This window comes from Mesorhizobium sp. PL10 (assembly GCF_053714315.1).
This window is the reverse complement of record NZ_JBSKBR010000012.1, coordinates 107203-133500: the sequence shown is the minus strand read 5'-3', so window position 1 is coordinate 133500 and position 26298 is coordinate 107203. Positions and strand designations below refer to the sequence as shown.

General features: G+C 63.3%; 28 protein-coding genes. 27 read left to right on the top strand and 1 reads right to left on the bottom strand.

Annotated elements, in window-relative coordinates; translation table 11 throughout:
- The first annotated feature begins 41 nt into the window (after positions 1-41).
- The 19 genes from ACWGTO_RS20455 to ACWGTO_RS20365 all read left to right on the top strand — a co-directional run bounded on the left by ACWGTO_RS20455 (position 42) and on the right by ACWGTO_RS20365 (position 16980).
- Positions 42-353, top strand: a complete 312-nt coding sequence (locus ACWGTO_RS20455; protein WP_454576608.1) for a (2Fe-2S)-binding protein — start codon at positions 42-44, stop codon at positions 351-353.
- Positions 319-804 carry a bacterioferritin gene (gene bfr / locus ACWGTO_RS20450; RefSeq protein ID WP_454576607.1) on the top strand — a complete coding sequence of 162 codons (486 nt, stop codon included), beginning with the start codon at positions 319-321 and terminating at the stop codon, positions 802-804. Before ACWGTO_RS20455 ends, bfr begins: the two co-directional genes overlap by 35 nt.
- 12 nt (positions 805-816) lie before the next feature.
- Positions 817-2418: a di-heme oxidoreductase family protein gene (locus ACWGTO_RS20445; RefSeq protein WP_454576606.1), complete on the top strand. Its 1602-nt coding sequence runs from the start codon at positions 817-819 to the stop codon at positions 2416-2418.
- Positions 2418-3491, top strand: coding sequence for an imelysin family protein (locus tag ACWGTO_RS20440; protein WP_454576605.1), 1074 nt, complete (start codon positions 2418-2420; stop codon positions 3489-3491). The genes ACWGTO_RS20445 and ACWGTO_RS20440 overlap by 1 nt, the downstream gene beginning before the upstream one ends.
- 295 nt (positions 3492-3786) lie before the next feature.
- Positions 3787-4893 carry a DUF1513 domain-containing protein gene (locus ACWGTO_RS20435; RefSeq protein WP_454576604.1) on the top strand — a complete coding sequence of 369 codons (1107 nt, stop codon included), beginning with the start codon at positions 3787-3789 and terminating at the stop codon, positions 4891-4893.
- Between the two features lie 95 nt (positions 4894-4988).
- The gene (gene tsaB, locus ACWGTO_RS20430; protein WP_454576603.1) at positions 4989-5666 is read left to right on the top strand and encodes a tRNA (adenosine(37)-N6)-threonylcarbamoyltransferase complex dimerization subunit type 1 TsaB; all 678 of its coding nucleotides are present in this window, start codon (positions 4989-4991) and stop codon (positions 5664-5666) included.
- Entirely contained in the window at positions 5666-6160 is a 495-nt protein-coding gene (rimI, locus tag ACWGTO_RS20425) for a ribosomal protein S18-alanine N-acetyltransferase (protein ID WP_454576602.1), read from the top strand. Before tsaB ends, rimI begins: the two co-directional genes overlap by 1 nt.
- 29 nt (positions 6161-6189) lie before the next feature.
- Positions 6190-6990 carry a lysophospholipid acyltransferase family protein gene (locus ACWGTO_RS20420; protein WP_454576601.1) on the top strand — a complete coding sequence of 267 codons (801 nt, stop codon included), beginning with the start codon at positions 6190-6192 and terminating at the stop codon, positions 6988-6990.
- A gap of 73 nt (positions 6991-7063) precedes the next feature.
- Positions 7064-8473: a tRNA (N6-isopentenyl adenosine(37)-C2)-methylthiotransferase MiaB gene (gene miaB, locus ACWGTO_RS20415; protein ID WP_454576600.1), complete on the top strand. Its 1410-nt coding sequence runs from the start codon at positions 7064-7066 to the stop codon at positions 8471-8473.
- A gap of 83 nt (positions 8474-8556) precedes the next feature.
- Entirely contained in the window at positions 8557-9549 is a 993-nt protein-coding gene (locus ACWGTO_RS20410; RefSeq protein WP_235984004.1) for a PhoH family protein, read from the top strand.
- 18 nt (positions 9550-9567) lie between these two features.
- Positions 9568-10074, top strand: a complete 507-nt coding sequence (gene ybeY, locus ACWGTO_RS20405; RefSeq protein ID WP_454576599.1) for an rRNA maturation RNase YbeY — start codon at positions 9568-9570, stop codon at positions 10072-10074.
- A gap of 28 nt (positions 10075-10102) precedes the next feature.
- Entirely contained in the window at positions 10103-11194 is a 1092-nt protein-coding gene (locus ACWGTO_RS20400) for a hemolysin family protein (RefSeq protein ID WP_454576598.1), read from the top strand.
- An 11-nt stretch (positions 11195-11205) separates the two neighbouring features.
- Positions 11206-11676, top strand: a complete 471-nt coding sequence (locus ACWGTO_RS20395; RefSeq protein WP_454576597.1) for a VOC family protein — start codon at positions 11206-11208, stop codon at positions 11674-11676.
- Between the two features lie 87 nt (positions 11677-11763).
- A complete protein-coding gene (gene lnt / locus ACWGTO_RS20390) occupies positions 11764-13356 on the top strand; it encodes an apolipoprotein N-acyltransferase (RefSeq protein ID WP_454576596.1) in 1593 nt (530 codons plus the stop codon).
- Positions 13357-13493: 137 nt separating this feature from the next.
- Complete coding sequence (locus ACWGTO_RS20385; protein ID WP_112566421.1) at positions 13494-13913, top strand: helix-turn-helix domain-containing protein; 420 nt, start codon at positions 13494-13496, stop codon at positions 13911-13913.
- Between the two features lie 203 nt (positions 13914-14116).
- The gene (gene metK, locus ACWGTO_RS20380) at positions 14117-15382 is read left to right on the top strand and encodes a methionine adenosyltransferase (RefSeq protein WP_454576595.1); all 1266 of its coding nucleotides are present in this window, start codon (positions 14117-14119) and stop codon (positions 15380-15382) included.
- A gap of 20 nt (positions 15383-15402) precedes the next feature.
- Positions 15403-16104: a tRNA (guanine(46)-N(7))-methyltransferase TrmB gene (gene trmB, locus ACWGTO_RS20375; RefSeq protein ID WP_454576594.1), complete on the top strand. Its 702-nt coding sequence runs from the start codon at positions 15403-15405 to the stop codon at positions 16102-16104.
- Between the two features lie 63 nt (positions 16105-16167).
- Complete coding sequence (locus tag ACWGTO_RS20370; protein WP_454576593.1) at positions 16168-16467, top strand: type II toxin-antitoxin system TacA family antitoxin; 300 nt, start codon at positions 16168-16170, stop codon at positions 16465-16467.
- A 3-nt stretch (positions 16468-16470) separates the two neighbouring features.
- On the top strand, positions 16471-16980 hold the full coding sequence (locus tag ACWGTO_RS20365) for a GNAT family N-acetyltransferase (protein ID WP_454576592.1): 510 nt from the start codon (positions 16471-16473) through the stop codon (positions 16978-16980).
- A gap of 44 nt (positions 16981-17024) precedes the next feature.
- Here ACWGTO_RS20365 and ACWGTO_RS20360 read toward each other — a convergent pair whose 3' ends face one another.
- Positions 17025-17189 carry a hypothetical protein gene (locus tag ACWGTO_RS20360; RefSeq protein WP_454576591.1) on the bottom strand — a complete coding sequence of 55 codons (165 nt, stop codon included), beginning with the start codon at positions 17187-17189 and terminating at the stop codon, positions 17025-17027.
- A gap of 350 nt (positions 17190-17539) precedes the next feature.
- On the opposite strand from ACWGTO_RS20360, the gene rimP reads away from it, so the two are divergent.
- From rimP to rpsO, 8 genes are all read left to right on the top strand, one after another.
- Complete coding sequence (gene rimP, locus ACWGTO_RS20355; protein WP_454576590.1) at positions 17540-18172, top strand: ribosome maturation factor RimP; 633 nt, start codon at positions 17540-17542, stop codon at positions 18170-18172.
- A gap of 52 nt (positions 18173-18224) precedes the next feature.
- Complete coding sequence (gene nusA / locus ACWGTO_RS20350) at positions 18225-19820, top strand: transcription termination factor NusA (protein ID WP_112566406.1); 1596 nt, start codon at positions 18225-18227, stop codon at positions 19818-19820.
- 38 nt (positions 19821-19858) lie between these two features.
- Positions 19859-20509, top strand: coding sequence for an RNA-binding protein (locus ACWGTO_RS20345; RefSeq protein WP_112566403.1), 651 nt, complete (start codon positions 19859-19861; stop codon positions 20507-20509).
- Positions 20506-23070 (top strand): translation initiation factor IF-2, encoded by a 2565-nt coding sequence (gene infB / locus ACWGTO_RS20340; RefSeq protein ID WP_454576589.1) that lies wholly within the window; start codon positions 20506-20508, stop codon positions 23068-23070. Before ACWGTO_RS20345 ends, infB begins: the two co-directional genes overlap by 4 nt.
- A gap of 111 nt (positions 23071-23181) precedes the next feature.
- Positions 23182-23601: a 30S ribosome-binding factor RbfA gene (rbfA, locus tag ACWGTO_RS20335; RefSeq protein ID WP_454576588.1), complete on the top strand. Its 420-nt coding sequence runs from the start codon at positions 23182-23184 to the stop codon at positions 23599-23601.
- Positions 23601-24563 (top strand): tRNA pseudouridine(55) synthase TruB, encoded by a 963-nt coding sequence (gene truB, locus ACWGTO_RS20330; protein WP_454576587.1) that lies wholly within the window; start codon positions 23601-23603, stop codon positions 24561-24563. The genes rbfA and truB overlap by 1 nt, the downstream gene beginning before the upstream one ends.
- 44 nt (positions 24564-24607) lie before the next feature.
- Positions 24608-25702, top strand: a complete 1095-nt coding sequence (gene corA / locus ACWGTO_RS20325) for a magnesium/cobalt transporter CorA (protein WP_454576586.1) — start codon at positions 24608-24610, stop codon at positions 25700-25702.
- A 202-nt stretch (positions 25703-25904) separates the two neighbouring features.
- The gene (gene rpsO, locus ACWGTO_RS20320) at positions 25905-26174 is read left to right on the top strand and encodes a 30S ribosomal protein S15 (RefSeq protein ID WP_006337962.1); all 270 of its coding nucleotides are present in this window, start codon (positions 25905-25907) and stop codon (positions 26172-26174) included.
- Positions 26175-26298: the final 124 nt, after the last annotated feature.

Sequence of the window (26298 nt, the reverse complement as noted above, 5' to 3'; positions counted from 1 at the left end):
CCAAACGGCGCGGAGGAGGCGCCGTCAGCCAGGGCCAATCCATGCTGATCTGCCATTGCAACATCATCACCGAGAAGGAGATCGAGCAGACGATCGTCGAGCTGCTGGATCATGATCCCTGGCAGCTCATCGTGCCGGCGAAGGTCTACCACGCCATGCACAAGCGCGGCCGCTGTTGCGGGTGCTTCCCAAATGTGGTCGAAACGATCATTCGGGTCACCGAGAATTACCACGCCCGCTCGGAGGCGAGCGGCGTGGACATCGTTTCACATCTGGATCGCGTCCGAGGCCTGCGCGTCCAATACGGGAGCAGAACCCATGAAAGGCGAACCACAGATCATCGAGCGGCTTAACGAGGCTCTGTTCCTGGAGCTCGGAGCGGTCAATCAATACTGGGTGCATTTCCGCCTGCTCGAGGACTGGGGATACGCCAAGCTGGCTAAGAAGGAACGCGCCGAATCGATCGAGGAGATGCACCATGCAGACCGGCTGGTGGCCCGTATCATTTTCCTCGAAGGCCACCCCAATCTGCAGTCCGTAGCGCCTTTGCGCATCGGCCAGAACGTCAAGGAAGTGCTCGAATCCGACCTTGCCGGCGAATACGACGCACGCACCGCCTACAAGCGTTCGCGCGAGATCTGTGAAGAAGCAGGCGACTACGTGACGATGAAGCTGTTCGAGGACTTGCTGTCGGACGAGGAAGGTCACATCGACTTCCTCGAGACGCAGCTCGACCTGCTGGCCTCGATCGGTGAGGAAAAATACGGCCAGCTCAACTCCGCATCGGCGGACGAGGCGGAATAGGACCATGCAGGAATGCGGCGCCCCATAGATTTTCTGCGCCGCTTGCGGCGGGCCGACGGCCCGCTGCTCCCCGAAGTCCCGCGATGCCAGGCGTTTCGCGGGCTTTGGGTTGTAATCCTGGCGGCAATTTGGGCCCCGGCCCTGGCCGGATCGTCGGAACCGGTCGGCCTCGCCGCCAGCCGCACCGACTTGACGCCGAAGGATCACGCCCGTGTCATTGCCGTTACCAGGCCGACCACGGATTTCTCCAAACCCGAAGCCTTCGAAACGATGCAAGGCGGCGCCGGTACCTCGCGCAAGCAGGTCGACCGCGACGCCTTCTCGCAACCCGCTGAAAACATCACCTTCGAGGAAGAGGGCACCTTCAAGCTTGGCAATGCGCTGTTTCGCAAGAACTGGGTGTCGTCGCCGTCCTCGACCCAGGCTTCGGACGGCCTCGGACCGCTGTTCAACGAGCGCGCCTGCCAGAATTGCCATCTGAAGGACGGCCGTGGCCGTCCTCCTCCCGCCGACAGTCGCACCACCTCGATGTTCCTGCGGCTTGCGCGCGATGCAAGTACGGCTGAGGAGAAGGCCGAGATCGCCGCGCACACGGTGCTGAACTTCCCCGATCCGGTCTACGGCACGCAACTGCAGGAACTGGCGGTGCCCGGCCTCAAGGGCGAAGGGCGCATGCATGTCGACTATTACGAGGAAAAAGCGACGCTTGGCGACGGCAGCGCTGTTTCGCTGCGCAGGCCAAGCTATTCGGCCGACGGCCTTGGCTACGGGCCGCTCGACCCGCTCACGACATTGTCGCCGCGCCTGACGCCGCCGATGATCGGGCTTGGCCTGATCGAACAGCTCGCGCCGGCCGATATCCTTGCCCATGCCGATCCGGACGATCGTGACGGCGACGGCATTTCCGGCCGACCCAACATTGTGCGCGACAGCAGGAGCGGCGAACTGAAACTCGGCCGTTTCGGTTGGAAGGCGCAGGCCGCCTCGATCCGCCAGCAGGCGGCGGATGCCTTTGCCGGCGATATCGGCATTTCGACGCCGGAAGAACCCAACCATTGGGGCGATTGCACTGCAGCCGAAAAGGCCTGCCTTGCCATGCCGAACGGCGTGCAGAAGCGGCTTGGCCCGGTCGAGGCGCCGCCACCCGTGATGGACCTCGTCACCTTCTATTCGCAGAACCTTGCCGTGCCGGCGCGGCGCGAGGTTGGCGCTGCCGGCGTGCTCGCCGGCAAGAAGATGTTCTACGCGATGGGCTGCATTGCATGCCACACGCCGAAATTCGTCACCATGCGCGGTACCCCCAACAAGGCGCAGGCCTTCCAGCTGATCTGGCCCTATTCCGACTTTCTGCTGCACGACATGGGGGTCGGCCTCGCCGATGGCCAGGCGGTAGGCGATGCCACGGGCAGCGAATGGCGCACCCCGCCGCTATGGGGCATCGGCCTGACCAGGATGGTCAACGGCAACACTTTCTTCCTGCATGACGGGCGTGCGCGCACGCTTACCGAAGCGATCCTGTGGCATGGCGGCGAGGGGCAGAAGGCGCGTGACCGGTTTGCTGCCGCCAATACGGCCGACCGCGATGCCCTCATCAAATTCCTGGAGTCACTTTGATGCTCAAGTGTTTTCTGCATGCACTCGCTCTTGCGCTGACCATGTCCTCCCCGGCATCGGCGTCGGTGAAAGCGTCCGACGTGATCCAAAGAGCGATCGACGGCTTTGTCCGCCCCGCCTATGCCAGCCTGCATGACCACACCGGTAACCTCGCCAAGGCCATGGACACGCTCTGCCAGTCGCCATCACGGGGCAATCTCGATGCCGCGCATGCCGAATTCTCGGCCACGGTCGCAGCCTGGTCGTCGGCCGAAATTATCGGCTTTGGGCCGATCAAGGAGAACAACCGGCTGGAGCGCATGCTCTACTGGCCGGACCGCAAGAGCATCGGCCTGAAGCAGGTGCAGGCGGCGCTCGCCGGCAAGGACCCGACCGCCGCCGATCCGGCGCTGCTGGCGGGCAAGAGCGTCGCCATGCAGGGGTTCGGGGCGCTGGAGTTCGTGCTTTACGGCGACGGTTCCGAGGCGCTGGCCGGCAAGGACGATCCTTACCGCTGCGCCTATGGCGCGGCGGTCGCCAAGAACATCGAGACGATGGCGGCCGAGGTCGATGCGGCCTGGAAAAAGCCGGACGGCTTTGCGGCCCTGTGGGCCAATCCGGGACCCGACAACGCGCTCTATCGCGACGGCACCGAAGCGGTGAACGAACTGGTCGGCGTGTTCATCAATGAACTCGATATGGTCCGCGACGTGCGCCTCAAAGGCTTCCTCGGTGTCAAGCCGGAGGGCGACAAGCCAAGGCAGGCGATCTACTGGCGCTCGCAAAACACGGGCCTCTCGCTGGCTGGAAATCTCTCCGGCATCGATACGCTGTTTGGGGCGTCAAAGCTCGGCGACGCCTTGCCCGAGGATGCGCGCTGGATGGCGGAATCGATCCATATCCAGCTCACCAACGGCATTGCCACCGCCAAATCCATCCAGGGTCCGATCAATAAGGCGCTCGCCGATCCGGCCGAGCGTGAGAAACTCGAGCATTTCGCGCTGATCACTTCCAGCCTGTCGGGCCTGATCGGCACCAGGCTGACCGCCGAATTCGGCCTGACCGCTGGCTTTTCGTCGCTGGACGGGGACTGAGCATGTTGAAAAGCCTATCTGCTGGGACACCCCTCAACTCGTCATCCACGGGCGAAGCAAGGAGCGAAGCGACGCGGCGCAGACCCGAGGATCCATTCCGTGACATCAAGGCGTTACCACGGTGCAGAATTCTGCTCGGCTGCACCCTCCATCAGACGTCACGGAATGGATCCTATGGTCTTCGCGACGGAGCTTCGCTCCTGCTTCGCCATAGGATGACGAAGTTCTGGGGGCTTCGGTCAATCGCCAACGTCTCCTATGATCAATTTCCTCGGTCGGCAGCAGTGGCCGCCGCATGAGAACGCCCCTCATCGACCGCCGCGATTTCCTCACAGCCGCCGGCGCCAGCTTTGTCGTAGCGATGGCGCCGCGAGCCTTGGCGGATACGCTGGCCGCGGACGCTGTCTTTGCCACCGCCTTCGTCAAGCGTGACGGAAGCTATGGTGCGGCTGTGTTGTCTGAAGCCGGCAAAGTATTGCATGCAATCGACCTGCCCGACCGTGGCCACGATGTCACCTTCGATCCGGTATCGAAGCGCTCGGTGGTCTTTGCCAGGCAGCCCGGGACCTTCGCGGTGGTCTTCGACCACACCGGCCGCGACGCGCCGCAGACCATCGCCAGCATCACCGGCCGCCACTTCTTCGGCCACGGCGTATTCTCGGCCGACGGCGCGCTGCTCTACGCCACCGAGAATGATTTCGACAACGCCGCCGGCGTAGTCGGTGTCTATGACGCACGCGCCAAATTCAGCCGTATCGGCGAGTTCCCGACCTATGGCATGGGGCCGCACGAGCTTCTCCTGCTCGGTGACGACAGGACGATCGCCATCGCCAATGGCGGCATCGAGACCCATCCCGACTATGGCCGCGCCGAACTCAACATCGCGACGATGAAGCCGTCTTATGTGCTGGTCGACCGCGTGACCGGCGACCTCATCGAAAAGCACGAACTGCCGGCGGCTCTCCACCAGCTGTCGATCCGCCACATGGACGCCGACCCGTCCGGTGCCATCTGGTTTGGCTGCCAGTATCGCGGACCGGGCACCGACCGTCCGCTGCTGGTCGGCCGAGCCACCCGCGGCAAGGAATTGCAGCTGCTCGACATGCCGCAGGATGTGCTGTCCGGCTTCAGAAACTACATCGGCTCGGTCGCTGCAAATCCGGCCGCCGGAACCATCGCCGTGTCTTCGCCGGAAGGCAATTCGCTGGCCGTGATCGACGCCGCCAGCGGCAAGATCGTCGCCACCAAGGCGCTGGTCGAGGTCTGCGGCCTCGCGCCCGACGGACCGGGCTTCATGGCAACCACGGGTGCTGGCGAAATCGTAAAAGGCAGCGGCATGACGCGTTCCGAGCCCGACTATGTCTGGGACAACCACATGCTGCGCATTGAGCAAGTGGCATAAGGTTCGAAGCAAAGCCGCTTAACAATTTATGCGCTGGCTCTTGCGGCGGCGCGCCATGGCGGGCAGAGGGAGACTGTTTTTCGAACCGGTCGCCCATGAAACTGCTCGCCATCGACTGTGCCGCCAATCTCTGCGCCGCTTGCGTCTTTGATGCAGTGGCCGGCAAAGAGCTCGGCCGCTCCGTGCTCGATCTCGGCAAGGGCCATGCCGAGCATCTGATGGCCGTCATCGATCAGGCACTGAAGGCGGCCGGGACTTCCTATACCGGTCTTGGCGCCGTCGCGGTCTCCGTTGGCCCCGGCTCCTTCACCGGCTTGCGCGTTGGCGTGTCGGCGGCGCGTGGCCTGGCGCTGGCGTTGAATATCCCGGCGATTGGCGTGACGACGCTGGAGGCGCTGGCTGCTGAGACGAGGTCGGCATTTCCTGGCCGCCCGGTCCTTTCCGTGCTCGACGCCGGCCGCCAGGAGATCCATGTCGCGCTTTACGATGGGGAAGCGATTTTGCGCTATGGTCCGGCGGTGACCACACTTGCGCAAGCCGCGGGAATGGCGGCTGACAATTTTCCGGTACTGGCCGGCACGGCGGCCGTGCAGATCGCGGCCACGGTCGGGCGCGATTTCGATATGGGTCCGACATCGGCCACTGCCGACATTGCCGTCTACGCTCGGCTGGCTGCGGCAAATGGCGAGGGCGAAAAGCCGAAACCGCTTTATCTGCGCGGCGCTGACGCCAAGCCGCAGGCAGGGTTCATTCTGTCGAGGCAGGACAAATAATGCGCATTCCTTTCCTCCAGCCGCGCCGCAGGGACTATGCGCTCGAACCGCTGACTATCGCCGATAGTCCGGCGGTGTCGGTGCTGCATCGCGAGGATTTCGTCCGGCCGTGGACCGATGGCGAGTTCGCCGCGCTGCTCGAGCAAGATACCGTATTCGGCTATGCCGCGCGCGAAATCGGCCACGGCGCCAAGCCGCCGGTCGGCTTCGTGCTGGCCAGGCTCGCTGCCGGCGAAGGCGAGATCCTGACCGTGGCGGTGGCGCGCTCGCACCGCCGCCAGGGGCTCGGCTGGCAGTTGATGGACGCGGTGCTGCGCGAATTGCATGCGCAGCGCGCCGAGGCGCTGTTCCTCGAGGTCGACGAGACCAATGTCGCCGCGATAGCACTCTACCGCAGGCTCGGCTTCCGCCAGGTCGGCCACCGCGCCAATTATTACCGCTCGACCGAGCATGGCCCGACCGGCGCGCTTGTCATGCGGCGCGATCTTCGCTAGCCAGAGCGCGGAATAGGGCGGCTAGGCGCATGATCGGAAAAATCAGGATTTTCCTGGCGCTGAGCCTCGTTGTCGTCGGCTCGCTTGTGCTTGTGCCGCTGCAGCTACTGTCGATGAAGACCGGCATCTGGCGCGAGACAGTCATCCTGAAGATCTGGCACCGGCTTATCGTGCGGACGCTCGGCCTGCGCATCCATGTCAAAGGCGCGTTGTCCAGCCAGCGCCCGCTGCTGGTCGCCTCGAACCATATCTCCTGGACCGACATCATGGTGCTCGGCTCTTTTGCCGATGTCACGTTCATCGCCAGGGCGGATATGGAAGGTTGGCCGCTCATCGGCTGGCTGTCGAAGCTGCAGCGCACCGTCTTTATCGAACGCGAGCGCAAGCGCACAGCCGGCGACCAGGCCAGCGAGATCGCCAGCCGCATGGCCAAGGGCGACGCCATGGTGCTGTTTGCCGAGGGCTCGACCGGCGATGGCAACACCATCCTGCCGTTCAAGAGCACCTTGTTCGGCGCCGCCTCGATGGCGATTTCGGAAGGCGCCGCCGAGCAGGTCTTCATCCAGCCGGTAGCGATCGCCTACACACGGGTGCACGGAGTGCCGCTCGGCCGTCGCCATAGGTCGATTGCCGCCTGGATCGGCGATCAGGACCTGATGCCGCATCTCAAGGTGCTGATGGCCGAAGGGGCGCTCGACGTCGAGGTGCATTTCGGCGAGCCCATCGCCTTCTCCAAGGGCTCGAACCGAAAGGAAACGTCGAGGCTGATGGAAAGCCGGGTGCGCACCATGATGCAAGCCGCACTCGCCGACCCGATCCCGAGCCGGTAGCCCCGGGCTGCGCCTCAGGCCCATGTCCAGAATCGTCTGTTTTTTGTCACGGAAAGGCGTTAGAAGCCGCCGGATGGACTTGAACACGATTGAAACAGACGACATCGGCGCGGTGGCCGGACAGCCGACAGGGCGCTCCGCCCCGGCCAAGAAGGTCTTCGTCAAGACCTATGGCTGCCAGATGAATGTCTATGATTCACAGCGCATGACCGATGCGCTGGCCGCCGACGGCTACACGGCGACGGACGTCATCGCCGAGGCCGACCTGGTGTTGCTAAACACTTGCCACATCAGGGAAAAAGCGGCGGAAAAGGTCTATTCCGAGCTTGGCCGGATTCGCGACATGAAGGCCGAACGCGCGGCAGCCGGGCGCGAAATGCTGATCGGCGTCGCCGGCTGCGTCGCCCAGGCCGAAGGTGCGGAAATCATCCGCCGTTCGCCGGCCGTCGACCTTGTCATCGGCCCGCAGACCTATCACCGGCTGCCAGACGTGCTGGCGCGGGCTCGCGGCGGCGAGAAGATCGTCGAGACCGAATATGCCATCGAGGACAAGTTTGAGCATCTGCCGCAGCCGAAGCGCGCCGAGGTGATCAAGCGCGGCGTCACCGCCTTCCTCACCGTTCAGGAAGGCTGCGACAAATTCTGCACCTTCTGCGTCGTGCCCTACACCAGGGGCTCCGAAGTGTCGCGGCCGGTGGCGCAGATCGTCGCTGAAGCCGAGCGGCTGGCCGATGCCGGCGTGCGCGAGGTGACGCTGCTTGGCCAGAACGTCAATGCTTGGCACGGCAAGGGCGAAGACGGCACGGAATGGGGGCTTGGCCGCCTGCTGTTCCGGCTGGCGGAGATCCCCGGCCTGGCGCGGCTGCGCTACACCACCAGCCATCCGCGCGACATGGACGACGAACTGATCGCTGCCCACCGCGACCTGCCGGCCTTGATGCCTTATCTGCATCTGCCGGTGCAGTCGGGGTCCGACCGCATCCTCAAGGCGATGAACCGCAGGCATACAGCCAGGGACTATCTGGCGCTTCTCGAGCGCATCCGCGCCGCCCGCGGTGACATCGCGCTGTCCGGCGACTTCATCGTGGGCTTTCCCGGCGAAACCGAAGAGGATTTCGAGGCGACGATGGAACTGGTGCGTCAGGTCAACTACGCCTCGGCCTTCTCGTTCAAATATTCGCCGCGTCCCGGCACGCCGGGCGCCGAGATGCCCGATCACGTGCCGGAGGCGGTCAAGGACGAGCGTCTGCAGCGCCTGCAGGCCCTGCTGCTCAAACAGCAGCAGGATTTCGGCTCGAGCCTGGTTGGCAACACCATCGATACGCTGATCGAGAAGCCCGGTCGTCAGCCCGGCCAGAAGGTCGGCAGGTCGCCATGGCTGCAGCCGGTTATTGTTGATGAAAAGGCCGGCGAAATCGGTGACATTATTCAAGTGCGAATCACAAGGACAGGCTACAATAGCTTGTTCGCCGAACGGGTCTGATGACCTCGGCAGATGAGGAGAGACGGTTGAGCGCTGCTGAAGTGAAGACTCTGCCCCAGAATCAAGCATCCGGGGCCTCTGACATGGCGCACATCGTTCTGACTTTCGACAACAACAAGCTTGCCAGCGCCCTGTACGGCCAGTTCGACGAGAACCTGGCCCGGCTCGAGCAGAAGCTCGGCGTCGACATCCGCTCGCGCGGCAACCAGCTGACCATCAAGGGCTCGGCCTCAGCTGCCGAGCAGGCGCGCCGAGCGCTCGACAATCTCTACGGCATTCTCCAGAAGGGCACCGATATCGGCCAGTCCGACGTCGACGGCGCGGTGCGCATGGCGATTGCCGCCGACGACCAGCTGACGCTGCCGACGCTGGAGCGCAAGGGCAAGGTCTCGGCCGCCCAGATCTCCACCCGCAAGAAGACGATCTATGCCCGCTCGCTCAACCAGGACGCCTATATGCGGGCCCTGGAGCGCTCGGAACTGGTCTTCGGCATCGGCCCGGCCGGCACCGGCAAGACTTATCTGGCTGTGGCGCATGCGGCGATGCTGCTTGAACGTGGCATGGTCGAGCGCATCATCCTGTCGCGACCGGCGGTCGAGGCCGGCGAGCGGCTGGGCTTCCTGCCCGGCGACATGAAGGAAAAGGTCGATCCGTATCTGCGGCCGCTTTACGATGCGCTCTACGACATGATGCCGGCCGACAAGGTCGAGCGCGCTATCGCTGCCGAAGTCATCGAAATCGCGCCGCTGGCCTTCATGCGTGGACGAACACTGGCACACGCCGCGGTCATCCTCGACGAGGCGCAGAACACCACGCCGATGCAGATGAAGATGTTTCTGACCCGCCTCGGCGAGAATTCGCGCATGATCGTCACCGGCGATCCGACGCAGATCGATCTACCTCCAAGCACCAAATCCGGCCTGGTCGAAGCCTTGCGTGTCCTTGACGGCGTGGCCGGCGCGGTAACCGTGCGCTTCAACGATGTCGACGTCGTGCGCCATCCGCTGGTGGCGGAAATCGTCAGGGCCTATGACCGCGACGCCAAGCTGGCGCGCGGCCTCGGCGCCGAGAATTGATCATGACGATGCGGGCTCATGCCTGAAGACATAAAACCTGGCGGCGGGGATAGTTCGATCCCCATCGAGATCGACCTGTCGGTCGATGCTGGCGATTGGCCCGACGAGGTGGCGCTGACCCTTCTGGTCGACCGCGCCGTATCGGCCGCCTTTGCCGAAACCGCTGCTGCCGGCCATTCCGAGCTAAGCATCGTCTTTTCCGACGATGCCCATATCCGCACCCTCAACGCCGGCTGGCGCGGCAAGGACAAGGCGACCAACGTCTTGTCTTTCCCGGCTTTTCCCTTCCCCAAGGGCGGCAAATTACCGCCAATGCTTGGCGATATCGTGCTCGCGTCCGAGACGGTGACGCGTGAAGCGGCCCTGGAAGAGAAGCCATTCGAGAACCATATCACCCATCTCGTCATCCACGGCCTGCTGCATTTGCTGGGCTACGATCACGAGACCGACGAAGAGGCCGAGGAGATGGAAGCCATCGAGCGCGCGGCGCTGGCAAGGCTTGCCATTCCCGATCCCTACACGTAATGACAAAAGACCAATTGACCGGACGACGATGAACGACAAACCAGAAACTGCCGCCCGCCCCGAGGCTGGCAGTGCGCCTAAGCCTTCCGATACGAAGGAAGAGGGATCGAGTCCGAGTACCAGTTCCGGCAGCCCCGCTTCTGGCAGCACCGCCAGCGAGCCAACGCCTGCCGGTCCATCCCTGTTCGACCGCGTTTTGGGCCTGTTCCGGCAGCGCAACGGCACCAGCCTGCGCGAGGAAATCGCCGGCGCGCTTGCCGAAACCACCAGCGATGTCGAATCGTTTTCGCCCGGCGAACGCGCCATGCTCAACAACATATTGCGCCTGCGCGAAGTGCGCGTCGAGGATGTCATGGTGCCGCGCGCCGACATCGAAGCGGTCGAGATCACCACGACTTTGGGCGATCTGCTCGGCCTGTTCGAGCAGTCCGGCCATTCTCGCATGCCGGTCTATTCCGAGACGCTCGACGACCCGCGCGGCATGGTTCACATCCGCGACGTGCTGGCGCACATCACCAAGGTCGCCCGGGTCAAGAAGGGCAGGACATCGAGGAAGACGCCGGCAACGACGCTTCTTGATCTTGCCCAGGTCGATCTTGGCCGCACCATCGGCGACCTCAATCTGATCCGCCCGGTGCTGTTCGTGCCGCCCTCCATGCTTGCCTCCGACCTGATGGGCCGCATGCAGACGACGCGCACCCAGATGGCGCTCGTCATCGACGAATATGGCGGCACCGATGGTCTCGCCTCGCTGGAAGACATCGTCGAAATGGTCGTCGGCGACATCGAGGACGAGCATGACGAGGACGAACCGCTGATCACCCAGACCGGCGAGGGCGTCTTCGTCGTCGACGGCAAGGCCGAGATCGACGAGGTCGCCAAGATGATCGGCGAGGATTTCACCGCCGGTGAGCATGGCGAATATGTCGACACCATCGGCGGCATGATCTTCAACACGCTCGGTCGCGTGCCCGCACGCGGCGAAGTCGTGCAGGCGATACCCGGCTTCGAATTCCACGTGCTGGATGCCGATCCGCGCCGCGTCAAGCGCGTGCGCATCGTCCAGAACCAGAAGGGCGAGCGCCGCCGCCGCGCAACCGCTCGCACCGAGCAGGCCTGATCTCGCGCCGGATGACGGTCGACGACCCGTTCAAACACGCCACCTTCGGTTCCGGGGTTTTCTATCGGGATCCAAGGGCGGCACTGATCTGGCTTCAGGCGGCGTTCGGCTTCGAGCCGAGCATGGTGGTCAGCGACGCCGACGGACGGCTTGTCCATGCCGAAATGCGTTTCGGCGACGGCTACATCATCGTCGATTCCGAATGGGCCGATCACGTCGCCAGTCCGGCAAGTGTCGGCGGCAAGAACACCCAATCGGTCTGTGTGCGACTGAAAGACGGCCTGGACGCGCATTGCGAACAGGCGAGGGCGGCCGGAGCCGAGATCGTCGAGGAGCCTGCCGACCAGTTCTACGGCGAGAGGCAATATCGGGCGCGCGATCCCGAAGGCCATGTCTGGACCTTCACCCAGACCCTGCGCGCCGTTCCGCGCCAGGAGGCCGAACAGCTGAGCGGCTTCAGCATCGACGGCTGGCACCGATAGCGCTGCGATTGGCCGGTTCGCAGCGAGTCGCGTTTCAATAAATCTGATAAATCTTGGCTTCTGATTCGCACGACTTGGGAAGTCTGCATGGAGCGCCTGGCCGGCCGGATAATTCTGCTTTGGGGCTGGCGGCGCGCGCTGGTGGCGTTTCTCGCAGGTGCGCTGGCGGTGCTCGCCCAGGCGCCTTACGATTTCTTCGCCGTCTGTTTCGTCTCGTTTCCGCTGCTGGTCTGGCTGCTCGACGGCGCTACCGGCGAGGCCTCCGACAGCTGGCTGCGGCGCCTCCGGCCGGCTTTTGCCATCGGTTGGTGGTTCGGCTTCGGCTATTTCCTTGCCGGCCTGTGGTGGATCGGCGAGGCGCTACTGGTTGAGGCTGACAGCTTCGCCTGGGCCTTGCCCTTCGCGGTCGTCGGCATTCCTTTGGCGCTGGCGTTTTTCTACGGCTTCGCCACCGTCGTCGCGCGGTTGTTATGGACCAACGACATCGGCCGCATCGCCGCCCTTGCCTTTGCTTTTGGCCTGACGGAATGGCTGCGCTGCTTCCTGTTCACCGGCTTTCCCTGGAATGCCGTTGGCTATGCGGCGATGCCCGTGCCGCTGCTGATGCAAAGCGTGTCGGTCACCGGCATGATCGGCATGAACGCGTTGGCGGTCTTTGTCTTTGCCTTGCCGGCTCTGCTCGCCGCGCGCCGGCACCTGCGCCTCGGACTGGCATTGCTTGCCGCGCTCGTCACCGCCCATGCCGGCTTCGGCTATTTCAGGCTGGCGACCCCCGACAAGCCGGCAACGCAAAATCTCGATGTCCGCATAGTACAACCGGATGTCGATCTCAGCGAGAAGTGGGACGCCTCGGTGCGCGACCGCATCTTTGCCACCATGATGGGCCTGTCGGCCGCAGCGCCGGATCCCGGTCATAACAAACCGCAGCTGATCCTGTGGCCGGAGACGTCGGTGCCCTTCCTGTTCACCGAGCGCCCCGATGCACTGACGGCGCTCGGCGACATGCTGCAACCCGGGCAGATGCTGATTGCCGGCGTCGTGCGCGAGGAAGGCGGATCGGGGGCCGATGCCGGCAGCCGCTATTACAATTCGGTGGTGGCGATCGACGACAAGGGTGAGATTGCCGACGCCGTCGACAAGGTCCATCTGGTGCCCTTCGGCGAGTATCTGCCGTTTTCCGGTCTGCTCAGCCGTTTCGGCATCGAACAGCTGGTCGCCGGGCCGATGAACTTCGCCGCTGGCAATGAGCGCCATCCGATCGTTTTGCCCGGCGGCATCAGCGCCTTGCCGTTTATTTGCTACGAGGTGATCTTTCCCGATCTCGTGGCAGTTGACGCAACGTCATCTCGGCTTATTGTGAATGTCACAAATGATGCATGGTTCGGCGACACGCCCGGGCCGTACCAGCATTTCAGGCAGGCACAGATTCGCGCGGTGGAAAATGGATTGCCCCTGTTGCGCGCAGCCAACAACGGCATTTCGGCCGTTGTCGATACACGGGGACGCATCGTTGACGCCCTGGCGGTCGATGCGCGCGGCGCCATCGACGTGCGGGTGCCCATCTCCGGCCAGGCTTTCATCTCCGCCGCTCGACGCCGCGTTAACGGAATGCTGATCATGTTCCTGTTTGCCGCGATCGCCCTCAGCTTGAACGTAAGGCAACGGCTACGGGTGAATTGACAGTCGACACATTAGAAACTCATACTGTTATCGCCTAATTTTCTCGAAGTCGGTTGGTGTTTCTGTTGGGGCAGTTGGCTCCGGCTTCGTTTGGGCAAGAAAAATAGAAAAGGCCGGAAAAATTCGGCGAGGAAAAAATGACAGAAGAAAACAAGAAAAAACCGAATCCGATCGACATCCACGTCGGAAGTCGCGTGCGGCTTCGGCGCAATATGCTTGGAATGAGCCAGGAAAAGCTGGGTGAAAATCTCGGTATTACGTTTCAACAGATCCAAAAATATGAAAAGGGAACGAACCGCGTCGGCGCCAGCCGTCTGCAGGCAATAGCCTCGATACTCAGCGTGCCTGTCGCCTTCTTTTTCGAAGATGCGCCAGGGCAGGAGCCGGTGGGTAACAGAGGATTTGCCGAGGACGCTTCGATGGCTTTCGCCGTCGAATTCTGCGGCAGTCCGGAAGGACTTCAGCTCAACCGCGCCTTCGTCAAGATCGCGGATGTGAAGGTGCGCCGCCGGATCATCGATCTGGTGAAATCCCTTTCTGCCGAAGATGCCGAGTGATTCGGTGGGTCGATTGACCCATTGGCCCGAGTAGCCCCGAGGCTCGACTGCCGGCGGCACGTGCCGCCGGTGGTATATGATATATTGCCGCGACATTCATGCCAAAGCCGCTGCACCGCTTGACGAGCGGCGCCCGGCACCGTTAACACGTGGCGCGCCAAAATCGGCAGCCCTGCCGATCGTTTTTTCAAGAGGGGACACCCGTGACGCGGCAGAACTACTTCTTCACCTCGGAATCCGTTGCTGAGGGTCATCCCGACAAGGTTTGTGACCGCATCTCCGACGAGATCGTCGATCTGGTCTATCGCGAGGCCAAGAAGACCGGCATGGACCCGTGGAAAGTCCGCGTCGCCTGCGAGACGCTCGCAACCACCAACCGTGTCGTCATTGCCGGTGAGGTCCGTGTTCCCGAGACACTGTTGAAGAAGGACAAGGCCGGCAAGATCCTGATGGATGCCGCCGGCCACCCTGTCGTCAACCCGGCCAAGTTCAAGTCGGTCGCCCGCAAGGCGATTCGCGAAATCGGCTACGAGCAGGCCGGCTTCCACTGGAAGACGGCAAAGATCGAGGTTCTCCTGCACGGCCAGTCGCCCGACATCGGCCAGGGCGTCGACAATGCCGCCGACCGCCAGGGCGAAGAAGGTGCCGGCGACCAGGGCATCATGTTCGGCTATGCCTGCCGCGAGACGCCGGACCTGATGCCGGCGCCGATCTATTACAGCCACAAGATCCTCGAACTTCTCGCCGCCGCCCGTCACGAAAACAACGGCGAGGCCGGCAAGCTCGGCCCCGACGCCAAGAGCCAGGTCACCGTCCGCTACATCGATGGCAAGGCGGCCGAAGCGACACAGATCGTGCTGTCGACGCAGCATCTTGATTCGTCCTGGGATTCCAAGAAGGTCCGCAAGGTCGTCGAACCTTACATCCGCGAGGCGCTCGGCGACCTCAAGATCGCCGACGATTGCATGTGGTACATCAACCCGACCGGCAAGTTCGTCATCGGTGGCCCGGACGGCGACGCCGGCCTGACCGGCCGCAAGATCATCGTCGACACCTATGGCGGCGCGGCCCCGCATGGCGGCGGCGCTTTCTCCGGCAAGGACACCACCAAGGTCGACCGCTCCGCCGCCTATGCGGCGCGCTACCTCGCCAAGAATGTCGTGGCGGCCAAGCTCGCCGACCGCTGCACCATCCAGCTTTCCTATGCCATCGGCGTCGCCCAGCCGCTGTCGGTCTATGTCGACCTGCACGGCACCGGAAAGGTGGATGAGTCCAAGCTCGAGGATGCGCTGCGCACCGTGATGGACCTGTCGCCGTCCGGCATTCGCCGTCATCTCGACCTCAACAAGCCGATCTACGCCAAGACCTCGTCCTATGGCCATTTCGGCCGCAAGGCCGGTCGCGACGGGTCTTTCTCCTGGGAGAAGACCGATCTGGCCAAGGCGCTCAAGGACGCGGTAGCCGCCTGAGGGCGGCGCGCGACCCGGCCATGGATCCACAGGACAGGCGGAGCCGCGCGACCGAAGGGTTCTTCGGCCGCCGGCACGGCAAGACCATTCGCCCGCAGCAGGCGGCAGCGCTGGAAAGCGGCCTTGGGACCTATGGCCTCGACCTCTCCACGGAAGCACCGGCAGAGTTGCGCACGCTGTTTGCCGCGGATGTTTCAACGGTTCGGCTGGAAATCGGCTTCGGCGGCGGTGAGCATCTGCTGCATCGCGCCACGGAGGACCCGGCGGCCGGCTTCATCGGCGTCGAGCCGTTCGTCAACGGCATGGCCAAGCTGATGATGGCGGTGCGGGAAAAGCCGCTCGCCAATCTGCGCGTTCACAATGACGACGCCACGCGCCTGCTCGACTGGTTGCCGCAGGCCTCGCTCGACGGCATCGACCTGCTCTATCCCGATCCCTGGCCGAAGAAGAAGCACTGGAAGCGGCGTTTCGTCAGTCGGCTCAATCTCGACCGGTTCGCACGCGTCCTGAAGCCAGGCGGAAAATTCCGCTTCGCGTCCGACATCGATACCTATGTGAACTGGACCTTGTTGCGCTGCCGGGCGCATGGCGCGCTCGTATGGCAGGCGCAAGACGCGGCCGACTGGCATCGGCCCTATGAAGGCTGGCCGGGCACGCGCTACGAGGCCAAAGCCATTCGCGAAGGCCGGCGGCCAGCCTATCTCACCTTTATCCGGAAATAGCCTGCGGATCTTTGTATTGCATTTGGCGCTACAGATCGTTATATCACCGGTAAGGAGACAGCTATGGCCGCCCAGGTCGAACGCAAGGAATACCCGATCTCGATGCGCCTGCCGGAAGCGGACGTGGCGATGATTGACCGCGCCGCCACTCTGCGCGGCCGGTCCCGAACGGATTTCGTGCGCGATGCCGCCGTGCGCGCAGCCGAGGATGTGCTGATGGATAACCGTCTTGTCCGCATGAGCCCGGAAGGATTCGCGGAGTTCATCGAGGTCCTGTCAGCTCCGGCCGCTCCGGTTCCCGACATGGTGGAGCTGGCGAAGCGGCCCGCTCCCTGGGAAGCTGGTTACACGACGAAGCGCTAACCAGTGGCGTTGTCAGCCCCCGAACTGCTTACCGCTGCTCACGACGTGTCGGGATTTTCCTGCGGGAAGCCTTCGCTTGATCACTGGCTGAAAACCCGCGCACTTTCCAATCAGGAAAAGGGCTTTACGGTAGTTCTCGTTGTCCACGAAGCCGGCCGAGTGGCTGGATACTATGGCTTGGCCCCGACGGCCGTTGTGCCGTCGATGCTGCCTCGGTCAATCCGTACTGGGCAACCGCCCGACCCGGTGCCGTGCCTGCTGCTCGGCCAGCTTGCGACCGATATCGGACGCGCTGGGCTCGGCATCGGTACCGGCTTGCTAAAGCATGCCCTTCAGCGGTGTGTTCAGGCGTCGGAACTGATCGGAGGGCGCGCGCTGATGGTCAATGCAGTCGATGCGGAAGCGGCGCAGTTCTGGCAGCGGCGCGGATTTCTCCCGACAAGGGACGATCCGCTTGTCTTGTTTCGATCAATCGCGGCAATAGCGGCCTCGCTCGTTGAGGCCCAAAGGTAAGCGTCACCATTCGACGACGGTGGCGGAAGGGCTTCCCTATGTGGCTAGAAGTGGCCGATCCGATCGAAAGCCGTCGGATCGATACCAAGCTTTCTCAGGTCGCTGCGGCGCGGCTTGCGGCCGGCTTCGACGGCGCGCGAGGCGGCAACGGCGCTGCCGAACAGGGCGAAGGCATCGCCTATGGCGGAAAACACATTGCGGTTGTTCATTGTCTTGACCTTTCGCGCGCCACCGCGCGCTATCTCTGTTTGTGCGCTGCAACATAGATAGGGACGCCATGCCGGGAATCACAGTGCCGTTACCGCATGGGCTGCATGCGCTCGGTGCAATCCTGGCCTGGCTGCCTTCGGCCGTGCTTTGCCCGCCCCGTTAACAGACTTGAAACACCGGCCGGGATCGTCTATATCAGCCTCAAATTCTTGGTCGGTATGACGAAGAGTGGGTCCACCCGGTCCCGCTCTTTTTTATTACCTGCCGGTCAGTATCAGAGCATGATCCCGAAAAGTGGGACCCGGTTTTCGGAAAAGATCATGCTCCGGCAAGCAACGACAGGAACCTCATGACTGCAACGGCAAGCGAAGCCGACGACCGCATCATCCGCGAAAGCGGCATCGATGCGCGCATCGCGCTGATCGTTCAGCCGGTGTTGCGCGGCATCGGCTTTCGCCTCGTGCGTGTGCATCTGTCGGGCCAGAACGGCCTGACGCTGCAGATCATGGCCGAGCGCGATGACGGCACCATGACCGTCGAGGATTGCGAAGAGGTCAGCCGCGCGGTGTCGCCGGCGCTCGATGTCGACGATCCGATCGAGAAGGCCTATCATCTCGAAGTGTCGTCGCCAGGCATTGACCGGCCGCTGGTGCGCAAGTCGGATTTCGTCACCTGGACCGGCCATCTGGTGAAGATGGAGACCTCGGTGCTGGTCGCCGACCGCAAGCGCTTCAAGGGCAAGATCGCCGAAGCCGCCGAAGACGATGTGCTGATCGAGCGGGACAAGGCCGCCTATGGCGAAGAGCCGACGGTGCGTGTTCCCTATGACGCGATCGCCGATGTGCGGCTGATCCTCACCGACGACCTCATCCGAGACGCGCTGTCAAAGGACAATCGGGAGCGCAAGGAAGCCAAGAAACGCCGCGGCGAGCCGGAAGACGATGTTTCCGAAGACGCCACGGAAGAACACGAACAGGAATAACGATTGAGCTGCCGGGCCGAAGGTCCGGCACTTGAGTTCGGGAGATAAAGACATGGTTGTAAGCGCCAACAGACTTGAACTGCTGCAGATCGCCGACGCGGTCGCGCGTGAAAAGTCGATCGACAAGTCGATCGTCATCGCCGCCATGGCCGATGCGATCCAGAAGGCCGCACGCTCGCGCTACGGCCAGGAAACCAACATCCGCGCTGATATCAACGCCACCACCGGCGAGATGAAGCTGCAGCGGCTGATGGAAGTTGTCGAGAAGGTCGATGACTACGCCACCCAGATCGCCATTTCCTCGGCCCGCGAGCGCAATCCCGACGCCCAGCTCGGCGACTTTATCGCCGAACAGCTGCCGCCGATGGATTTCGGCCGCATTGCGGCCCAGTCGGCCAAGCAGGTCATTGTGCAGAAGGTGCGCGAGGCCGAACGTGACCGCCAGTATGACGAATACAAGGACCGCATCGGCGAAATCGTGAACGGCACCGTCAAGCGCGTCGAGTATGGCAACGTCATCGTCGATCTCGGCCGTGGCGAGGCGATTATCCGCCGCGACGAGCTGATCCCGCGCGAAAACTACAAATATGGCGACCGCGTCCGCGCCTATGTCTACGACGTGCGCCGCGAACAGCGCGGCCCGCAGATCTTCCTGTCGCGTACCCATCCGCAGTTCATGGCCAAGCTCTTCACCATGGAAGTGCCGGAAATCTACGACGGCATCATCGAGATCAAGTCGGTCGCCCGCGATCCCGGCTCGCGCGCCAAGATCGCCGTCATTTCGCGCGATAGCTCGATCGATCCGGTCGGCGCCTGCGTCGGTATGCGCGGCAGCCGCGTCCAGGCGGTGGTCGGCGAATTGCAGGGCGAAAAGATCGACATCATTCCGTGGTCGCCTTCGGCCGCCTCCTTCATCGTCAATGCGCTGCAGCCGGCGGAAGTCGCCAAGGTCGTGCTCGACGAGGATGCCGAGCGCATCGAGGTGGTGGTTCCCGACGACCAGCTGTCGCTTGCCATCGGCCGCCGCGGCCAGAACGTGCGTCTTGCCTCGCAGCTCACCGGCTGGGACATCGACATCCTGACCGAGGCCGAGGAATCCGAGCGCCGCCAGAAGGAATTCGTAGAACGTTCGTCGCTGTTCATGGAGGCGCTCGATGTCGACGAGATGGTCGGCCAAGTGCTGGCCTCCGAAGGCTTCACCAGTGTCGAGGAAGTCGCCTATGTCGATTCGGGCGAGATCGCTTCGATCGACGGCTTCGACGAAGACACCGCTTCGGAAATCCAGACCCGCGCCCGCGAATATCTGGAGAAGATCGAAGCCGAGCATGACGAGAAGCGCAAGGCGCTGGGCGTCACCGACGAGCTGCGCGAAATCCCCGGCGTTACCACTGCCATGATGGTGACGCTCGGCGAGGACGGCGTGAAGACGATCGAGGATTTCGCCGGCTATGCCGCCGACGACCTGACCGGCTGGAAGGAACGCAAGGACGGCGAGACCAAGGTTTATCCGGGCGTTCTCGCCAATCACGGCGTGTCGCGCGCCGATGCCGAGCAGATGGTTCTGGCAGCCCGCCTTAAGGCCGGCTGGATCACCGAAGACGAGCTTGCAGCCGAACAGGTCCCGGCTGACGAAGCCGTTGGTGCGTGAGGTGAAACCGCATCGCCCACAACCCGCCCCAGGACGAGATGAACGATCGCACCTGCATCGTTACCCGCAGGCAAGCCGAGCCGGATGAGCTGATCCGTTTCGTCGTCGGCCCGGATTCGGCCGTCGTTCCGGACATCAAGAGAAACCTGCCCGGCCGTGGTTGTTGGGTGAGCGCCGACCGCCTACATATCGACAAGGCGGCGGCGAAGAACCTGTTTGCCCGCGCCTTCAAGGCGCAAGTGACCGTGCCGCCCGATCTCGGTGGCATGGTCGACGGGCTGCTCGCACGATCCGCTCTTGGCATGCTCGGCCTTGCCCGCAAGGCCGGCGCGATCGCTCTCGGCGCCACCAAGGTCGAGAGCGCGGTGCGTAGCGGGCTGGCGCTTTTCGTGCTCCACGCGACCGAAGCGTCCGACGACGGCGTGCGCAAGATCAGCCAGGCACGGCGGGCAACTGTCCACCTCGGCGGGCCCGCGGTTCTTGCCTACAAACTTTTCTCCGAGGCCGAGTTGAGCTTGGCATTGGGGGGCACAAATGTGATACATGCTGCCGTTCTCGCGGGAGACGCGGGCAAGGCGGTTGAGAAGCGCATGGTTGCGCTCGACCGATATCGGGGCGGAACCCCCGACGATCTGGCAATGCTTGCGGCCGTTGCTGACGAAGATGATGCTGCAGAGGATATGGAATGAACGATACGAAATCGGGCGACGACAAGACGTTGAGTGTTACACCGAAGAAGACCTTGACGCTGAAGCGCCCCGGTACCGAGCAGAGCGTCGTGCGCCAGAACTTCTCGCATGGCCGCACCAAGCAGGTCCAGGTCGAGATCAAGAAGCGCAAGTTCTCCATGCCCGGCGACAAGCCGGAGCCGGTGGCTGCACCCGTTTTGACGCCCAAGCCCGCGGTTGTGGCGGCCCCCGTGGTGCAGGAAGCGCCCAAGGCGCCGCCCCCGCCGCCGCCGGTCGAACGCAGCGGCATGGTGCTGAACGAATTGTCGCGCGGCGAAATGGAAGCCCGGCGCAGGGCGCTCGAAGGCTCCAAGGTTCGCGAAGTCGAGGATCGTCAGCGCGCCGCCGAAGACGCCAAGCGCCGCGCTGAGGACGAGGAGCGCCGCAAGCGCGAGCGCGAGGACTCCGCGCGCCGTCAGGCAGAGGAAGAAGCCCGCCTGCAGACCGAGGCCGAGTCCCGCCGCCGTGCCGAAGAAGAGGCGCGCCGCCGCGCGCCGCTGGCTGCCGAGCTGGTGGCATCGGACGACGAGGAAGAGGTCAAGCCGAAGCGCACCGGCGTCGGCGTCCCGGTTCGCCGTCCGGTCACGCCCGAAGTGGCGCGTCCGGCCAAGCCGACCAAGGCAGAGGAAGACCGTCGTCGCGGCAAGCTGACCCTCAACACGGCGCTTTCCGACGAGGATGCGCGCGCCCGCTCGCTGTCGTCGATGCGCCGCCGCCAGGAAAAATTCAAGCGCGCGATGCACAATGAGCCGCGCGAGAAGGTTATGCGCGAAGTGATCCTGCCCGAAACCATCACCATCCAGGAACTGGCGCAGCGCATGTCCGAGCGCGCCGTCGATGTGGTCAAGTACTTCATGAAGCAGGGCCAGATCCTGAAGCCGGGCGACATCATCGACGCCGACACGGCCGAGCTGGTCGCCACCGAATTCGGCCACACGGTTCGCCGCGTCGCCGAGTCCGACATCGAGGAAGGCCTGTTCAACATCGCCGACAATGCCGAGGACCTGGTGTCGCGGCCGCCGGTCGTGACCATCATGGGCCACGTCGACCACGGCAAGACTTCGCTGCTCGACGCCATCCGCAACGCCAATGTCGTTTCCGGCGAGGCCGGCGGCATCACCCAGCATATCGGCGCCTATCAGGTCGAGAAGAACGGTCAGAAGATCACCTTCATCGACACGCCCGGCCACGCCGCCTTCACGGCGATGCGCGCCCGCGGCGCCCAGGCCACCGATATCGCCATCCTGGTGGTGGCGGCCGACGACAGCGTCATGCCGCAGACCATCGAATCGATCAGCCATGCCAAGGCGGCCGGCGTTCCGATCATCGTGGCGATCAACAAGATCGACAAGCACGATGCCGATCCGCAGAAGGTGCGCTCGGAGCTGCTGCGCCATGAGGTGTTCGTCGAATCCATGGGCGGTGAAGTGCTGGACGTCGAAGTGTCGGCGACCAAGGGCACCAATCTCGACAAGCTCTTGGAAGCTATCCTGCTGCAGGCCGAAATCCTCGACCTCAAGGCCAATCCGGACCGCACCGCCGAGGGCGTCGTCATCGAAGCCCAGCTCGACAAGGGCCGCGGCCCCGTCGCCACAGTGCTGGTGCAGACCGGCACGTTGATGCCGGGCGATATTCTCGTCGCCGGCAACGAATGGGGCCGGGTGCGCGCGCTGGTCAACGACCGCGGCGAGCAGATCAAGGAAGCGCCTCCGGCCATGCCGGTCGAGGTGCTTGGCCTGCAGGGCACGCCGCAAGCCGGTGACCGCTTCGCCGTGGTCAACAACGAAGCTCGCGCCCGCGAAATCACCGAGTATCGCCAGCGTCTGGCGCGCGAGAAGGCGGTTGCTCGCCATGCCGGCCAGCGCGGCTCGCTTGAACAGATGATGTCGCAGTTGCAGACGAGCGGGTTGAAGGAATTCCCACTGGTCATCAAGGGCGACGTGCAGGGCTCGATCGAGGCGATCAACGCCGCTCTCGACAAGCTTGGCACCGACGAGGTGCGTGCGCGCATCGTTCATGCCGGCGCCGGCGCCATCACCGAAAGCGACGTGTCGCTGGCGGAAACTTCCGGCGCCGCGATCATCGGCTTCAACGTCCGCGCCAACGTGCAAGCACGCGCGGCCGCGGCGGCCGCGGGCATCGAGATCCGCTACTACTCGATCATCTACAACCTCGTCGATGACGTGAAGGCGGCGCTCTCGGGCCTGCTTTCGCCGGAACGTCGCGAGACCTTCATCGGCAATGCCGAGATCCTCGAGATCTTCGACATCACCAAGGTCGGCAAGATCGCCGGCTGCCGTGTCACCGAAGGCAAGGTCGAGCGTGGTGCGGGCGTGCGCCTGATCCGCGACAACGTCGTCATCCACGAAGGCACGCTGAAGACGCTCAAGCGCTTCAAGGACGAAGTTGCGGAAGTCCCGGGTGGCCAGGAATGCGGCATGGCCTTCCAGAACTACGAGGACATGCGCGTCGGCGATATCATCGAGTGCTTCCGCGTCGAGATGGTGACCAGGACGCTCTGAGTTCGTATACTGTCGATACGACCGGGCGGTGGTCGAAAGGCCGCCGCCCAAACTTTATGAGACATGCGGCACGGTCCCATCCCGCGCCTCACGCTTTCAGGATTGAGAAAAATGCCCCGTCCAACTGTCTCCAGCCCATCCCAGCGCATGTTGCGCGTCGCCGAACAGGTGCGCCATGCACTCTCCGAAACCTTGCAGCGCGGCGAGATCATCGATCCGCTGATCGAGAATACTGTGGTATCGGTCTCCGAAGTGCGCATGTCGCCTGACCTGAGGGTCGCCACCGCTTTCGTATCGCCGCTCGGCGCCAAGGATACCGGCGCGGTGATCGATGCGCTGAACAAGCATGCGAAGTTCGTGCGCGGCCGCGTTTCCGGCGCGTTGCGGCAGATGAAATTCATGCCGGAGTTCCGCTTCAAGCTCGACACGTCGTTCGACAATTTCGCCAGGATCAACGATCTGTTGAAGTCGCCTGAAGTCGCGCGTGATCTCGGACCTGAAGACAATCAAAACGACAAGGACGAGAAATAGTGGGGCGCCGCGGCAAGAAGAAGGGCCGGCCGATTTCCGGCTGGGTGGTGCTGGACAAGCCGGTCGGCATGGGTTCGACCGAAGCCGTCTCCAAGATCAAATGGCTGTTCCAGGCCGAAAAGGCCGGCCATGCCGGCACGCTCGATCCGCTGGCCTCCGGCATGCTGCCGATCGCCCTCGGCGAGGCCACCAAGACCGTGCCTTATGTCCAGGACGGCGCCAAGATCTATCGTTTCACCGTCGCGTGGGGCGAGGAGCGCTCGACCGACGACCTCGAAGGCCCGGTGACACGAAATTCCGACCGGCGCCCGGCCGAGGCCGACGTCAGAGCGCTGCTGCCGAACTACACCGGCGTCATCATGCAGACACCGCCGCAATTCTCGGCCATCAAGATCGCTGGCGAGCGTGCCTATGACCTTGCCCGCGAGGGCGAGACGGTCGACATACCCGCGCGGGAAATCGAGATCGGCCGCCTCGATATTGTCGAGCACGCCGCCGATCGTACGCTTTTCGAAGTCGAATGCGGCAAGGGCACCTATGTGCGCTCGCTGGCCCGCGACATGGGCCGCGACCTCGGCTGCTTCGGCCATATCGCCGAGTTGCGCCGGGTCGAGGTCGAGCCTTTCACCCGGGAAGATTTCGTCACCGTCGCCGAACTGGAAGCCGCCCGTTTCGGCGAACAAAGCGAAGCTGACGGCGATGGCGCTGCCGATGCGCCGATCGACTTCAGAGCCATCGATGCGCTGCTTGTCGACACGGCGGCGGCGCTCGACTGCCTGCCGCAGATCGCCATCAGCGACGAAGCGGCGACCAAGATCCGCCTTGGCAATCCAGTCATCATCCGCGGCCGCGACGCGCCCGTGGAAGCCGAGGAAGCCTGCGCCACCGCGCGAGGCAAGCTAGTCGCCATCGGCGCCATCGAGCAAGGCATGTTCAAGCCGAAGCGGGTCTTTGCCGGCTGACCACTCTCGTCTAGTTTTACTTCGAGCTTACATCCGAGGGGCAGATGGCAAAGGCTGAGGCGGTGGAGAAGCGGGCGCCGGTGAAAACGCGGCGGCCGCCGGTCGGCGCCTCGCCGGGCACACTGATTGCCGATCCGGCGGCGCGCCGCTCCGAGCTCCGGCTTACACTGATCTCGCCGGAAAAATACAAGACCATCGAACAAGCCAGCGTCGATGATCTCAACACCCATTGCGACAACTGGCCGGTCGTCTGGCTGGACTGCACCGGGCTCGCCAACATCCAGCTGATCGAGGAGATCGGCCGGATTTTCAACCTGCATCCGCTGGCTCTGGAAGACGTGGTCAACACCGGCCAGCGGCCGAAGGTCGACTTCTTCGAAGACCACGCCTTCGTCGTCATGCGCATGATCGACGACGTCAAGGTGCATCGCTACGAGCAGATCGCGGTGTTCTTCGGCAAGAATTTCGTCGTCACCTTCCAGGAGCGCGAAGGCGATCCGTTCGACCCCGTGCGCAAGCGCATCGCTGCGGCGCTGCCCAACCGCTTGCGGTCGCGCGGCGCCGACTATCTGGCCTATGCGCTCATCGACTCCATCGTCGACAGCTATTTCCCGCCGATCGAGGCCGCTAGCGAGGAAGTCGATGGCATCGAGGATGAGATGCTCAACACGCCGCACAAGCATCAGATGCGCCAGCTGCACGAATTGCGGCGCGATGCCAATGTGCTCAAGGGCGTGCTGTGGCCGATGCGCGATGCGCTGGCGACGCTGATCCGCAATGATGTGCCCTACGTGAAGGCCGAGACGAAGATCTTCTTCAACGACACGCTCGACCACGCATTGCGGCTGATCGAGCTGGTCGAGAACCAGCGCGACATGCTGACCGGCCTGATCGAAATGCATCTGTCGCTGAGCCAGGCGCGCACCAACGATGTCATTTCTTATCTCACCATCGTCTCGGTGATCTTCATGCCGCTCACCTTCCTGGTTGGTATCTGGGGGATGAATTTCGACCCCGAAAGCTCGCCATGGAATATGCCGGAACTGAAAGCCTATTATGGCTACCCGGCTTCGCTGCTGTTCATGCTGGCCGTTGCTGCCGGCCTGATCGTCTTCTTCAAACGCAAGAAGTGGTTATAGGCGTCCAGCATCAGGGAAATCTTGGATTCCCCAGCAAAAGCCTGCGACAAGCCGGCTTTATGAATTGGGCTGGTGTTTTCCGGGGAATTGCCCTATATGCGCCGCAGCTTAGCGCATTGACGCTTTGCTTTTAACCGGCCCCTGCTGGACGACATCCCGGCTGAGGGCGACCCGTTTCCTCAAACAGATAAGGAAAAACACGATGTCGATTACTGCCGAGCGCAAAAAGGAATTGATGGGTGAATTCGCAACCGCCAAGGGCGATACCGGGTCTCCGGAAGTCCAGGTGGCCATCCTTTCCGAGCGCATCAAGAACCTGACCGACCACTTCAAGGACCACAAGAAGGATAACCATTCCCGCCGTGGTCTGCTCGCTCTCGTCTCCCAGCGCCGCAGCCTGCTTGACTATCTCAAGCGCAAGGACGACGCGCGCTATCAGACGCTGATCGAGAAGCTCGGTCTGCGCCGTTGACGAATTGACCGGCGGGCTTTCGAAGGAGAGCCCGCCGGTCGCGCATTCTGCCAGTCGTATCGATTGGCCAGACCCGGTTTCGAGCGTGCAGAGGGCCACTCGAAACCGCCCATGGACGGTCATG

What these genes read in the sequence shown, in the direction of transcription:
- ACWGTO_RS20385 (WP_112566421.1), top strand. Translation starts at nt 13,494, where the DNA reads ATGACAGAAGAAAACAAGAAAAAACCGAATCCGATCGACATCCACGTC.
- rimI (WP_454576602.1), top strand. Translation starts at nt 5,666, where the DNA reads ATGCGCATTCCTTTCCTCCAGCCGCGCCGCAGGGACTATGCGCTCGAA.
- ACWGTO_RS20410 (WP_235984004.1), top strand. Translation starts at nt 8,557, where the DNA reads ATGGCGCACATCGTTCTGACTTTCGACAACAACAAGCTTGCCAGCGCC.
- tsaB (WP_454576603.1), top strand. Translation starts at nt 4,989, where the DNA reads ATGAAACTGCTCGCCATCGACTGTGCCGCCAATCTCTGCGCCGCTTGC.
- ACWGTO_RS20345 (WP_112566403.1), top strand. Translation starts at nt 19,859, where the DNA reads ATGAACGATCGCACCTGCATCGTTACCCGCAGGCAAGCCGAGCCGGAT.
- rpsO (WP_006337962.1), top strand. Translation starts at nt 25,905, where the DNA reads ATGTCGATTACTGCCGAGCGCAAAAAGGAATTGATGGGTGAATTCGCA.
- nusA (WP_112566406.1), top strand. Translation starts at nt 18,225, where the DNA reads ATGGTTGTAAGCGCCAACAGACTTGAACTGCTGCAGATCGCCGACGCG.
- ACWGTO_RS20395 (WP_454576597.1), top strand. Translation starts at nt 11,206, where the DNA reads ATGACGGTCGACGACCCGTTCAAACACGCCACCTTCGGTTCCGGGGTT.
- ybeY (WP_454576599.1), top strand. Translation starts at nt 9,568, where the DNA reads ATGCCTGAAGACATAAAACCTGGCGGCGGGGATAGTTCGATCCCCATC.
- ACWGTO_RS20435 (WP_454576604.1), top strand. Translation starts at nt 3,787, where the DNA reads ATGAGAACGCCCCTCATCGACCGCCGCGATTTCCTCACAGCCGCCGGC.
- infB (WP_454576589.1), top strand. Translation starts at nt 20,506, where the DNA reads ATGAACGATACGAAATCGGGCGACGACAAGACGTTGAGTGTTACACCG.
- bfr (WP_454576607.1), top strand. Translation starts at nt 319, where the DNA reads ATGAAAGGCGAACCACAGATCATCGAGCGGCTTAACGAGGCTCTGTTC.
- ACWGTO_RS20420 (WP_454576601.1), top strand. Translation starts at nt 6,190, where the DNA reads ATGATCGGAAAAATCAGGATTTTCCTGGCGCTGAGCCTCGTTGTCGTC.
- trmB (WP_454576594.1), top strand. Translation starts at nt 15,403, where the DNA reads ATGGATCCACAGGACAGGCGGAGCCGCGCGACCGAAGGGTTCTTCGGC.
- lnt (WP_454576596.1), top strand. Translation starts at nt 11,764, where the DNA reads ATGGAGCGCCTGGCCGGCCGGATAATTCTGCTTTGGGGCTGGCGGCGC.
- miaB (WP_454576600.1), top strand. Translation starts at nt 7,064, where the DNA reads ATGGACTTGAACACGATTGAAACAGACGACATCGGCGCGGTGGCCGGA.
- ACWGTO_RS20360 (WP_454576591.1), bottom strand. Translation starts at nt 17,189, where the DNA reads ATGAACAACCGCAATGTGTTTTCCGCCATAGGCGATGCCTTCGCCCTG.
- rbfA (WP_454576588.1), top strand. Translation starts at nt 23,182, where the DNA reads ATGCCCCGTCCAACTGTCTCCAGCCCATCCCAGCGCATGTTGCGCGTC.
- rimP (WP_454576590.1), top strand. Translation starts at nt 17,540, where the DNA reads ATGACTGCAACGGCAAGCGAAGCCGACGACCGCATCATCCGCGAAAGC.
- ACWGTO_RS20370 (WP_454576593.1), top strand. Translation starts at nt 16,168, where the DNA reads ATGGCCGCCCAGGTCGAACGCAAGGAATACCCGATCTCGATGCGCCTG.
- ACWGTO_RS20400 (WP_454576598.1), top strand. Translation starts at nt 10,103, where the DNA reads ATGAACGACAAACCAGAAACTGCCGCCCGCCCCGAGGCTGGCAGTGCG.
- ACWGTO_RS20440 (WP_454576605.1), top strand. Translation starts at nt 2,418, where the DNA reads ATGCTCAAGTGTTTTCTGCATGCACTCGCTCTTGCGCTGACCATGTCC.
- ACWGTO_RS20455 (WP_454576608.1), top strand. Translation starts at nt 42, where the DNA reads ATGCTGATCTGCCATTGCAACATCATCACCGAGAAGGAGATCGAGCAG.
- corA (WP_454576586.1), top strand. Translation starts at nt 24,608, where the DNA reads ATGGCAAAGGCTGAGGCGGTGGAGAAGCGGGCGCCGGTGAAAACGCGG.
- ACWGTO_RS20445 (WP_454576606.1), top strand. Translation starts at nt 817, where the DNA reads ATGCGGCGCCCCATAGATTTTCTGCGCCGCTTGCGGCGGGCCGACGGC.